The organism is Stenotrophomonas sp. UBA7606 (assembly GCF_002477705.1).
Taxonomy (GTDB): domain Bacteria; phylum Pseudomonadota; class Gammaproteobacteria; order Xanthomonadales; family Xanthomonadaceae; genus Stenotrophomonas.
The window spans coordinates 1-10,797 of record NZ_DLJW01000058.1 but is presented as its reverse complement, the minus strand read 5'-3'; the positions used below and the strand labels follow the sequence as shown (position 1 = coordinate 10,797).

Sequence of the window (10,797 nt, the reverse complement as noted above, 5' to 3'; positions counted from 1 at the left end):
GGTCAGGCCACGCTTCTCCAGCAGCGGCTCGATCTGCGGCTCGTGGCCGGCGAAGTTGCGGAACAGCTCCATCGCATCAACGCTGCCGCCCTTGGACAGCAGGGTCTTGCGGAAATGGTCGCCGTTGGCACGCGACAGGCCGCCATGCTCGCGGAACCACTTCTGGGTGTTGGCGTCCAGCACCTCGGACCAGATGTAGGCGTAGTAGCCCGCCGAGTAGCCGCCCATGATGTGGCTGAAGTACGGGGTCTTGTAACGCGGCGGGACCGGCGCGTAGTAGATGCCGTCCTTGACCAGCGCTTCATGCTCGAACTTCATCACGTCCTTCGGTGCCGGGATCTGGCCAACACCGATCTGGTGCCAGCTCTGGTCCAGCATCGCCGCACCCAGGTATTCGGTGGTGGCAAAGCCCTGGTTGAACTTGGACGCGGCAATCACCTTGTCCAGCAGCGCCTGCGGCATCGCCGAGCCGTTCTGGTAGTGCTTGGCGTAGTTGGCCAGGATGGTCGGCTCGTCGGACCACATCTCGTTCACCTGCGAGGGGAACTCGACGAAGTCACGCGGCACTGCGGTGCCGGCGAAGTAGGGGTACTTCACGTCCGAGAACATGCCGTGCAGCGCATGGCCGAACTCGTGGAAGGTGGTGTTCACTTCGTCCCAGGTCAGCAGGGTCGGCTTGCCGGCCGGCGGCTTGGGAATGTTCAGGTGGTTGGCCACCACCGGCTTGTCACCGGTCAGGCCCGACTGCGACACATAGGCGTTCATCCACGCACCGCCACGCTTGGACTCACGTGCATACGGGTCGAAGATGAAGATCGCCAGCTGGCTGCCATCGGCGTCGAACACGTCATAGACGGTGACGTCGTCGTGGTAGACCGGCAGGTCGGTGCGCTGCTTGAAGCTCAGGCCGAATTCCTTGCCGGCGGCAAAGAACACGCCGTTCTCCAGTACGTTCTTCAGCTCGAAGTACGGCTTGAGCTGCGACTCGTCGAAGTCGTACTTGGCCTGGCGCACCTTCTCGCTGTAGAAGGCCCAGTCCCACGGCTGCAGTTCAAACGTCGGCTTGCCGGCGGCCTTCTGCTCGCTGTCGATCATCGCCTGCAGGTCGGCGGCTTCGCGCTTGGCATTGGTGACCGCGGCCGGGGCCAGCTGGCCGAGCATGGCGTTGACCGCTTCCGGGGTCTTGGCGGTCTGGTTGCCCAGCGAGTAGCTGGCGAAGTTCGGGAAGCCCATCAGCGCGGCCTTCTCGGCGCGCAGGGTCATGATGCGCGAGACCAGGGCGGTGTTGTCGTACTCGCCACCTTTGCTGCCGCGCGAGACCGAGGCTTCGTAGATCTTCTGGCGCAGCTCGCGGTTGGTCAGGTTGGTCAGCGGCGGCTGGCCGGTGGTGTTGAGCAGGGCGATGACGTACTTGCCGTCCAGCTTGCGGGCCTTGGCGGCCTCGGCGGCGGCGGCGATCTGCTCATCGGACAGGCCATCAAGCTGCTTGACGTCGTCCACCACGATGTAGGACGCGTTGACCTCGGCCAGCACGTTCTGGCTGAACTTGGTGCCCAGGTTGGCCAGCTCGGCGTTCATCGCCTTGAGCTTGGCCTTGTCGGCGTCGGACAGCTTGGCACCGGCGCGGACGAAATTGTCGTAGTACTTCTCGACCAGGCGCAGGCCTTCAGCGTCCAGGCCCAGCTTGGCGCGGTCGTTGTACAGGGTCTCGATGCGCGAGAACAGCTTGCCATTGAGGTTGATGGCATCGCCATGCGCGGCAAACTTGGCCGAGTAGTCGGCCTGCAGCTTCTTGCGCGCGTCATTGGTGTCGGCGCCGATCAGCGAGAAGAACACGGTGGTGGCGCGGTCCAGCACGGCGCCGCTGTTTTCCAGCGCGATCAGGGTGTTCTCGAAGGTCGGTGCGGCCGGGTTGTTGGCGATCGCTTCCACTTCCTGCAGCTGCTGGGCCATGCCAGCGTCGAAAGCCGGCGCAAAATCGGCGTCCTTGATCTTGTCGAACTGCGGGTAGTGCAGCGGCAGTGGGCTTTCAGCGAAGAACGGATTGGCCTGCTGGGCCGACTGGGTGGTCGCAGTGGTTGCGGCCTGGCTGTAGGCCGGCAGGGCAAGACCCAGGGTCGCGGCAAGGGCGAGGGCGAGACGGGTGTTCAAGGCGGAAACTCCGGTAAAAAGACTGATTCTTTCAGGGTACCTGCAGGCGCGCCTGTACGGGTGTGTCGAATGGCATGGTTGCGCTGAAAGGCCACATTTTGCATGCCGTTCGTGCCGTAATGACGTAGGCTGGCCGTCCTGCCAGGAGTCGCGCCATGCCCAACGCCTTTGATTTCGAGTTGACCGCACTGGATGGCCGTCCGCTGCCGCTGGCCGCCTTTGATGGCAAGGTGCTGCTGATAGTGAATACCGCGTCCAAATGCGGCTTCACCCCGCAGTACGAGGGGCTGGAGCAGCTGTGGCAGGCGCTGGGCCCGCAGGGGCTGGTGGTGCTGGGCTGCCCCTGCGACCAGTTCGGTCAGCAGGAGCCGGGCGATGCGGCTGCCATCCAGGACTTCTGCAGCATCAATTACGGGGTCAGCTTCCCGCTGTCGGCCAAGCTCAAGGTCAATGGCGCCGACGCCGATCCGCTGTGGCAGTGGCTGCAGCGGCAGAAGCGCGGCGCGCTGGGCATCGCGGCGATCAAATGGAATTTCAGCAAGTTCCTGGTTGGTCGCAACGGCCAGGTGCTTGCCCGCTATGCGCCAACCGCGCGTCCGGAGTCGCTTGAAGCGGATATCCGGGCGGCGCTGGGCTGAAACGAGCGCTGCGTCATCAGGCCGCAGCCAGCTGCAGGCGGGCTACAGACTTCAGATCGAAATGCTGGCGGGCGACCCAGAGATCATGCGCGTCCTGCATGGCCAACCAGCTTTCCGGGCTGCGACCAAGGGCGACAGACAGGCACAAAGCCATTTCAGGGCTGACCCGACTGCTGCCGTTCAACACCCGACTCAACGTCGAGGCGGAAACCCCAAGTGCCTGTGCGAGTTCGCGGCCGCTGACATTGTTCGGCTCCAGATAGATGCCGGAAGTGAAGGCGCCCGGATGCGGCGGGTCATGCATGTTCATCAGTGATAGTCCTCGTAGTCCAGCACGTGGCAATTGCCATCCTTGAATTCAAAGGTGACGCGCCAGTTGCCGTTGACGGCACTAGACCAGCGTCCCTTCATCCCACCTCTCAGTTCGTGCAGGCGAAATCCGGGGATCTGTTGGCGGGCGTTGCGACGCGCCTGCGCCAGCCCCTGGTCAAACACCGGACGCATCGATTGTGCTGCCTGGCAAGCGGCGGGATAGGCAGCGCCCATCGCGTGTTTCGCGGTCTCCGCGCATTGCTGGCACTGCGCCAGTTCGTCGAGCAGCACGCTGCGTTGGTTGTCGATGAAGCTGCCGGGAGAACTACTGGAACCCGGGAATCCTTTCCGCTGAACTGAAAACGGCCGGATCATTGCGATCCGGCCATTAAGCTAACGATCATTCTGTGGCTGCTAGCCGCAGAATGTCGACAAAACCCCTACGTACTTACTTCTCGACGAAGGCGCGTTCGAACACGTAATGGCCCGGCGTGCCGATGCGTGCCGAGACTTCAAAGCCGCGCGCATCCAGCACGGTGCGTAGGTCGGCCAGCATCTGCGGACTGCCGCAGATCATGAAGCGATCATTGGCCGGGTCCAGCGGCGGCAGGCCGAGCGTTTCCTGCATCTGCCCGGTTTCCATCAGCGAGGTCAGCCGGCCCTGGTTGGGGAAAGGCTCACGGGTAACGGCTGGGTAATACAGCAGTTTGTCGCGGACGATGTCGCCGAGGATCTCGTCGTTGGGCAGTTCCTGCTCGAAGTACTCGCGGTAGGCGAGATCCTTGGCGAAGCGCACGCCATGGCAGACGATGACCTTCTCGAAACGCTCGTAGGTTTCCGGGTCCTTGACCACGCTCAGCCACGGCGCCAGACCGGTGCCGGTGCCCAACAGGTAGAGGTGCTTGCCGGGATGCAGGTCGCTGATCAGCAAGGTGCCGGTGGGCTTCTTGCCGACCAGTACCTTGTCGCCAGGCTTGAGGTGCTGCAGGCGTGAGGTCAGCGCGCCTTCCTGCACCTTGATGCTGAAGAAGTGCAACTGCTCTTCCCAGTTGGCGCTGGCGATGGAATAGGCACGCATGACAGGGCGGGCGCCTTCGTTTTCCAGCCCGATCATCACGAACTGGCCGTTCTCGAAGCGGAAGCCGCTGTCGCGCGTGGTGGAGAAGCTGAAGTAGGCGTCCGTCCAGTGACGGACCTCGAGCACCGTTTCGGCGCCAAAAGCGGAAGACATGCCGTGATTCGTAAATTGGAGACCGTCCTATTCTAGCCGATTTCCCTTAAATGGGAATGAATCTCATTTGAGCTGATTGCTGTAGTGCCGAGTCATGCTCGGCATTACGCCCCTTCCCTTTGGCCGCAGGCCAAGGGGAGGGCCGGGGAGGGGTGCTTTCGCCGGTAAAGCCCCTTGCCGAGCATGGCTCGGCACTACGCTCCTTCCCTTTGGCCGCAGGCCAAGAGGAGGGCTGGGGAGGAGTGCTTTTCGCTGGTAAAGCCTCTGCCGAGCATGGCTCGGCACTACGCTCCCTTCCTTTGGCCGTAGGCCCAGGGGAGGGTTGGGGAGGGGTGCTTTTCGCTGGGAAAGCTCCCTGCCGAGCATGGCTCGGCACTACGGTCAGCGGTATCCGGCGGCCTGCAGTTCAAACAACTCGGCATAGCGGCCGCCTTCGGCCATCAGCTGCTCGTGGGTGCCACTGGCTTCGATGCGACCGTCGGCCAGCACCAGGATGCGATCAGCCATGCGCACCGATGAGAAGCGATGCGAGATCAGCACGGCGGTGCGGTTGTCCGACAGTTCCTTGAAACGCTGGAATACCTCGAATTCGGCGCGTGCATCCAGGGCTGCGGTCGGTTCGTCGAGGATCATCACCTGCGCATCGCGCATATAGGCGCGGGCGATGGCGATCTTCTGCCACTGACCACCGGACAGATCCACGCCAGTTTTGAAACGGCGACCGATCAACTGCTCGTAACCGGCCGGCAAGGCCTCGATCACCTCGTCGGCCAGCGAGCGGTGGGCAGCGTCCCGGATGCGTGCCTTGTCGTCCATGGCATCCACCAGGCCGACGCCGATGTTCTCGCCAGCGGACAGGTGATAGCGCACGAAGTCCTGGAAGATCACCCCCATGTTGGCGCGCAGGTCATCCAGGTCATAGTCGCGCAGGTCGCGGCCATCGAGCAGGATGCGGCCCTCGTCCGGGTCATACAGGCGTGCCAGCAGCTTGACCAGAGTGGTCTTGCCCGCGCCGTTCTCGCCCACCAGTGCAATCACTTCGCCGGCCTGCAACTCGAAACTGAGGTTGCGTACCGCCCAGCGCTCGGCATCCGGGTAGCGGAAGCCGACATTGTCGAAGACGAAACCCTGGCGGATCGGGCGCGGGATCGGCACAGCGTCCGGGCGCGAGCGGATCTCCGGTTCGATCGCGAAGAACGAGAACAGGTCGTCCAGGTACAGGGCCTGCCCGGCCACCTGCGAAAAGCCGGTGAGCAGGCCTTCCAGCAACTGGCGCAGGCGCAGGAAGCTGCCGGACAGGAAGGTCAGGTCGCCGATGCTGAAATCGCCGCGGATGGTACGCCAGGCGATATAGGCATAGGCGGTGTAATAGCCAAAGGTGCCCAAAGCTGCGAGCAGGGTGCCCCAGATCGCGCGCTTGCGCGCCAGCGTGCGGTTGGCCTTGTAGAAGCGCTCGGCCAGCAGCTTGTAGCGGTCGATCAGGAAACGGTTGAGGTTGAAAATCTTCACCTCCTTGGCCGTTTCCACGCTGGCGCCTACCTGGCGCAGGTAATCGAGCTGGCGGCGTTCGGGGGTCCAGCTGAAATTGAGCGAATAGCCCAGCGTGTTGAAGTGCGATTCGCCGATGAAGGCCGGCACCAGGGCAATTGCCAGCAGCACAATCAACCATGGCGCATAGACGATCAGGCCGGCGGCAAAGCTGATGACGGTGATGGTGTCCTGCACCTGGCCGAACAGCTGGCTCATCAGGCTCATGCGGCCCATGGTCTGGCGGCGTGCGCGGTCCAGCTTGTCCTGCAGGTCGGGGTCCTCGAAATCCTCCAGGTCGAGCTCGGCGGCGTGCTCCATCAGGCGCACGCTGGTGGCATTGGTGAACAGCTCGGAGAGCAGCGAATCGGCGTAGCTGATCAGTCGACCAAGCAGGTCCGAGCCGATGGCGATGGCCAGTTCCAGCAACAGTAGTTCCAGCAGGGTCGTGAGGTGACCGCTGGAGAGTGCGTCGGCCAGCGGAGGCATCGGGCCGGCACCGGCCAGGCGCACGGCTTCATCGATGATCAGCTTGCCCACGTACAGCATCGCCACCGGCATCAGCGCGCGGACCAGACGCAGGCCGAGGCTGGCGAGTGTCAGCCAGCGGCTGGTCTGCCAAACCTGCCGCAGGAACGGCGGCAGGTTGCGCATCGCATCGACGCGCTCGCGGAAGCTGGGTTTCTTGGCGGGAGCGGGCTCGGGATGGGGCATGGGGGGCTCAAGCGGCGAAATGCGGGTTCAGGTTACCTGCAAATGCGTTCAGCCCGCCGCATCACTATGCTCAGCCGTCCTTGCCCAGGTCGATATCACCCATCTGCGCGTCGTTGCGACCGTCGGGATTGTCACGGACAGCCTCGCCGGCGGCACCGAACGAGCGTTTGCCACTGTCGACGTGGAGGTGACTGACCACTTTGTGCACGCCTTCGATGCCAGCCACAAGGGCCTCGGCTTTGTGCTTCGCCTCGGCACTGGGAACATCGCCGGACAAGGTCACCTGGCCATTTTTGACCTGGGCGAGTACCTGTGAGGTGTGGGCCTGCTGGCCAAGGGTATGGACGACTTCATCGCCGATCAGGGTGTCGGAGCGTTCTGCGGACATGGTGGGGTCCTGTTGAAGCGGGATTCCCAAGATCGCCGATGCAGTGTGAGTTTGGCGTTACCGGGGGCTTGGCTTCGCCCCCTCCCTTTGTCGAAGGCAAGGGGAGGGCCGGGGAGGGGTGCTTTGGCTTTGGCTTTGGCTTTGGCCTTGGCTTTGGCCTTGGCTTTGGTTTTGGGTTTGGGTTTGGTTCTGGCTCTTGCTTCTGCCGTTACGCCGTCATTCCCGCGCAGGCGGGAATCGCTCCTGCTCTGCTCCTGCCTTGGCATTTGGCGAGGACGACAGGCAAGGTCAAGATCAACGGCAAGAGCGATTCCCGCCTGCGCGGGAATGACGGCAAAAAAGCAGAAAGCAAGGGCCCAAAGCCCAAAGCCCAAAGCCCAAAGCCCAAAGCCCAAAGCCCAAAGCCCAAAGCCCAAAGCCCGAAGCCCGAAGCCCAAAGCCCAAAGCCCAAAGCTCAAAGCCCGAAGCTCTTACCTCAACTACGCGGCCCTTCCGGCGGCGGTGGCTCCGACGACTGCAACGCCACCGGCAGATGCCAGCCGAAATGCATGGCCATCATGCGCAGGCCAAAACACAGGCCGGCACCCACCAGCGCACAAGGCAAGGGCGGCAAGCCCAGCCAGTAGCCCACCGCCACCACCGCGGCGCCCGCCAGCGCGGCCACTGCGTACAACTCTGCCTGCAGCACCAGCGGCACCTGCGCCAGCAGCACGTCGCGGGCGATTCCGCCGCCTATGCCGGTCAGCATGCCCAGCGCGGCCGCCATCGGCGGAGCAATGCCGAAGGCCAAGGCCTTCTGGGTGCCAGCCACCGCAAACAGCGCCAGACCCATGGCGTCGAACATCCGCACCGGGTACTGCAGGCGTTCGATCAGCGGTGCCCAGAAGAAGGTGACCACGCCTGCCAGCAGGGTGATGGCCGGGTAGCGCCAGTCACTGATCGCGGCCACCGGGGTGGCGCCGATCAACAGGTCGCGGGTGATGCCGCCGGCCAGTGCCGCCGCGAACGACAGCACCAGCACGCCGAAGATATCCAGCCGCCGGCGCACGCCCATCGTCGCCCCGGACAGGGCGAAGACGAAGGTGCCGATGAGGTCGAGGATCAGTACGAGGGTTCCCATGCGCCGTATTGTGCGGTGTGGCGGCGGCGCAGGCCATCGGCCTTTGTCCGCCGTGCTCAGGGCAGCGGTGGCAGCAGCCCTGCGCCCAGCCGGTTCCAGGCGTTGATCACGGCCACCGCCATGCTCAGGTCACTGATGCCTTTTTCATCGAAATGCGGTGCCAGTGCGTTGAAGGCTACGTCCGAGGGGGCGCCATCGGGCAGTCGGGTCAGGGCCTCGGCCCAGCCCAGCGCGGCGCGCTCGCGTTCATCGAAGAAGCGGCTCTCGTGCCAGGCGGGCAGGGTGTCGAGTTTGCGCGGCTCGATGCCGGCCTTGCGCAGGGCGGTGGCGTGCATGTCCATGCAGTAGCCGCAGCCATTGATCTGCGACACGCGCAGGAACACAAGTTCCTGCAGCTGATGGTCGAGCGAGCTGTCGTGCACGGCCTTGCTGGTGGCCAGCAGGCCCTTGAACGCCTCGGCGGCCAGGCGGGTGTAGGGGACGCGGGGGGTGTTGGAAGCGGACATGGGGGAACTCCAACCGACCAGGTGGCCGGCTTTCAGGTATCAGGACGCCGCAGCGCGCGGGGGCGTGACAAGCGCCGGCAATTTTTCCGGATTGAGCACGCTGTACAACGCGGCGATGCGCCCCTCCACCACCTCGATGGTGGTGAACGAGGCCAGCCTGCCGTCAGCAAAGCGCAGGATCGCTGGTTCGCCGTTGACGTAGCCCAGCTGTGCCGGCAGCGCCGCGCCACGGCGGGCAATGGCCCAGTACAGACGGCCAATGCGCTCGGCGCCTACCAGTGGGCGCACGGTGGCGGTGACGCGGCCGCCGCCATCGGCGACCGCCGTCGCGTTGGCATGCAGCAAGGCCTGGATGGCCTCGCTGTCACCACGCTGCGCCGCTTCCATGAAGCGGTGCAGCAGTTGCCGGTGGTGCGCAGGCGCGGCGTCAAAGCGGGGCGCGCCGGTTTGCAGCCGTTGCCGGGCCCGGCGTACCAGTTGGCGGCAATTGGCCTCGCTGTGGCCAAGCAACGTGCCGATCTGGCGGTAGTCATGGTCAAACGCCTCCTTGAGCAGGAAGGCGGCGCGCTCGTCGGGGCTGAGCTGTTCCAGCAGGGTAAGAAAAGCGAAGGAGACCTGGTCGGCAACCGCGTGGGCCTGGGCGGGGTCGGCGCCGGACTCGGCTGCCAGTTCGACCTGCAGGGGTTCGGGCAGCCAGGGGCCGACGTAGTGCTGGCGTTCACGCTTGGCGGCACGCAGGCGATCCAGGCTGAGCCGGGTGGTGGCGGTGACCAGCCAGGCCTCGGCATCGCGGACCTCGTCGCTGGCGATACCGGCCCAGCGCAGCCAGGCGTCCTGCAGCACGTCCTCGGCATCGGCGCGGCTGCCGAGCATGCGATAGGCCAGGGCCAGCAGGCGCGGGCGGTGGGTCTGGAAGAGGGATTCGGCGTTCATGTAGACAGGACGGCGCAGGGCTGACTGGCGTGACAGACCCACTTTGCCTGAAGCGGAGTGGGCTGGCGCGGAAGGGGCGTCCGCCGCGAAGCGGGAGATCTGTCGGTTCTGCGCGTTCGCGGCGGACGCTCCTCCCCCAAGACCAAGGGCGGACAGCACGGCGCGGCTGCAGAGCGTAAAATGGGCGGCTGAACCCCCGCCAGCCTTCAGCAAGCGAGCAAGCCCGTGACATCGATCAAGCAGGAAGACCTCATCCAGTCCGTCGCCGACGCACTGCAGTACATCTCGTACTACCACCCGGTCGACTACATCAAGAATCTCTCCGCTGCCTATGAGCGCGAGGAGTCGCCGGCGGCCAAGGAGGCCATTGCGCAGATCCTGATCAACTCGCGCATGTGTGCCGAGGGCCATCGCCCGATCTGCCAGGACACCGGCATCGTCACCGTGTTCCTGGAAATCGGCATGAACGTGCGTTGGGACGACGCCACCATGGGCGTGGAGGACATGGCCAACGAGGGCATCCGCCGCGCCTACGCCTACCCGGACAACAAGCTGCGTGCCTCGGTGCTGGCCGACCCGGCCGGCAAGCGCACCAATACCAAGGACAACACCCCGGGTGTGGTCAACATCAAGGTCGTGCCGGGTGACAAGGTCGACGTGATCGTCGCCGCGAAGGGCGGTGGCTCCGAGGCCAAGAGCAAGTTCGCCATGCTCAACCCGTCCGACTCCATCGTCGACTGGGTGCTCAAGACCGTGCCGACCATGGGCGCTGGCTGGTGCCCGCCGGGCATGCTCGGCATCGGTATTGGCGGCACCGCCGAGAAGGCGATGCTGCTGGCCAAGGAATCGCTGATGGAGCCGATCGACATCACTGACCTGCAGGCCCGCGGCGCGTCCAACCGTGCCGAAGAACTGCGCCTGGAGCTGTATGAGAAGGTCAATGCGCTGGGCATTGGCGCGCAGGGCCTGGGTGGCCTGACCACGGTGCTGGACATCAAGGTCAAGGACTTCCCGACTCACGCCGCCAACCTGCCGGTGGCGATGATCCCGAACTGTGCCGCCACCCGCCACGCCCACTTCACCCTGGATGGCAGCGGCCCGGTGATGCTGGACCCGCCGTCGCTGGAAGACTGGCCGCAGATCACCTACGACGCGTCCAAGGGCACCCGAGTTGATCTGGACACCATCACGCCGGAAGAAGTGGCTGCATGGAAGCCGGGCCAGACCCTGCTGCTCAATGGCAAGCTGCTGACCGGTCGCGACGCCGCGCACAAGCG

General features: G+C 64.6%; 11 protein-coding genes. 2 read left to right on the top strand and 9 right to left on the bottom strand.

The window, feature by feature from the left end:
• Window positions 1-2,151, bottom strand: a 2,151-nt coding sequence (locus B2527_RS08095; RefSeq protein ID WP_293707750.1) for a M3 family metallopeptidase, incomplete at its 3' end; no start/stop codon positions are given.
• A gap of 155 nt (window positions 2,152-2,306) precedes the next feature.
• Between B2527_RS08095 and B2527_RS08090 the strand changes: the two genes are divergently transcribed.
• Window positions 2,307-2,789 carry a glutathione peroxidase gene (locus B2527_RS08090; protein WP_293707748.1) on the top strand — a complete coding sequence of 161 codons (483 nt, stop codon included), beginning with the start codon at window positions 2,307-2,309 and terminating at the stop codon, window positions 2,787-2,789.
• A gap of 16 nt (window positions 2,790-2,805) precedes the next feature.
• On the opposite strand, the gene B2527_RS08085 is transcribed toward B2527_RS08090, so the two are convergent.
• The 8 genes from B2527_RS08085 to B2527_RS08050 all read right to left on the bottom strand — a co-directional run bounded on the left by B2527_RS08085 (window position 2,806) and on the right by B2527_RS08050 (window position 9,520).
• A complete protein-coding gene (locus tag B2527_RS08085; RefSeq protein ID WP_293707746.1) occupies window positions 2,806-3,093 on the bottom strand; it encodes a HigA family addiction module antitoxin in 288 nt (95 codons plus the stop codon).
• 5 nt (window positions 3,094-3,098) lie between these two features.
• A complete protein-coding gene (locus B2527_RS08080; protein ID WP_293707744.1) occupies window positions 3,099-3,476 on the bottom strand; it encodes a type II toxin-antitoxin system RelE/ParE family toxin in 378 nt (125 codons plus the stop codon).
• A 73-nt stretch (window positions 3,477-3,549) separates the two neighbouring features.
• The gene (locus tag B2527_RS08075) at window positions 3,550-4,332 is read right to left on the bottom strand and encodes a ferredoxin--NADP reductase (protein ID WP_293707742.1); all 783 of its coding nucleotides are present in this window, start codon (window positions 4,330-4,332) and stop codon (window positions 3,550-3,552) included.
• Window positions 4,333-4,713: 381 nt separating this feature from the next.
• Entirely contained in the window at window positions 4,714-6,573 is a 1,860-nt protein-coding gene (locus tag B2527_RS08070) for an ABC transporter ATP-binding protein (RefSeq protein WP_293707740.1), read from the bottom strand.
• Window positions 6,574-6,643: 70 nt separating this feature from the next.
• Window positions 6,644-6,961 (bottom strand): BON domain-containing protein, encoded by a 318-nt coding sequence (locus tag B2527_RS08065; RefSeq protein WP_293707739.1) that lies wholly within the window; start codon window positions 6,959-6,961, stop codon window positions 6,644-6,646.
• Window positions 6,962-7,436: 475 nt separating this feature from the next.
• The gene (locus B2527_RS08060; RefSeq protein ID WP_293707737.1) at window positions 7,437-8,081 is read right to left on the bottom strand and encodes a trimeric intracellular cation channel family protein; all 645 of its coding nucleotides are present in this window, start codon (window positions 8,079-8,081) and stop codon (window positions 7,437-7,439) included.
• 56 nt (window positions 8,082-8,137) lie between these two features.
• Window positions 8,138-8,587, bottom strand: a complete 450-nt coding sequence (locus tag B2527_RS08055; protein WP_293707735.1) for a carboxymuconolactone decarboxylase family protein — start codon at window positions 8,585-8,587, stop codon at window positions 8,138-8,140.
• 39 nt (window positions 8,588-8,626) lie between these two features.
• Window positions 8,627-9,520 carry an RNA polymerase sigma-70 factor gene (locus tag B2527_RS08050; protein ID WP_293707733.1) on the bottom strand — a complete coding sequence of 298 codons (894 nt, stop codon included), beginning with the start codon at window positions 9,518-9,520 and terminating at the stop codon, window positions 8,627-8,629.
• Between the two features lie 225 nt (window positions 9,521-9,745).
• Here B2527_RS08050 and B2527_RS08045 point away from each other — a divergent pair.
• Window positions 9,746-10,797 (top strand): fumarate hydratase (locus B2527_RS08045; protein ID WP_293707731.1); only part of this gene is annotated, 1,052 nt, incomplete at its 3' end.

Excerpts from the sequence above, each read along its gene's own strand:
- B2527_RS08070 (WP_293707740.1), bottom strand. The coding sequence starts at position 6,573 with ATGCCCCATCCCGAGCCCGCTCCCGCCAAGAAACCCAGCTTCCGCGAG.
- B2527_RS08050 (WP_293707733.1), bottom strand. The coding sequence starts at position 9,520 with ATGAACGCCGAATCCCTCTTCCAGACCCACCGCCCGCGCCTGCTGGCC.
- B2527_RS08065 (WP_293707739.1), bottom strand. The coding sequence starts at position 6,961 with ATGTCCGCAGAACGCTCCGACACCCTGATCGGCGATGAAGTCGTCCAT.
- B2527_RS08060 (WP_293707737.1), bottom strand. The coding sequence starts at position 8,081 with ATGGGAACCCTCGTACTGATCCTCGACCTCATCGGCACCTTCGTCTTC.
- B2527_RS08055 (WP_293707735.1), bottom strand. The coding sequence starts at position 8,587 with ATGTCCGCTTCCAACACCCCCCGCGTCCCCTACACCCGCCTGGCCGCC.
- B2527_RS08085 (WP_293707746.1), bottom strand. The coding sequence starts at position 3,093 with ATGCATGACCCGCCGCATCCGGGCGCCTTCACTTCCGGCATCTATCTG.
- B2527_RS08080 (WP_293707744.1), bottom strand. The coding sequence starts at position 3,476 with ATGATCCGGCCGTTTTCAGTTCAGCGGAAAGGATTCCCGGGTTCCAGT.
- B2527_RS08075 (WP_293707742.1), bottom strand. The coding sequence starts at position 4,332 with ATGTCTTCCGCTTTTGGCGCCGAAACGGTGCTCGAGGTCCGTCACTGG.
- B2527_RS08090 (WP_293707748.1), top strand. The coding sequence starts at position 2,307 with ATGCCCAACGCCTTTGATTTCGAGTTGACCGCACTGGATGGCCGTCCG.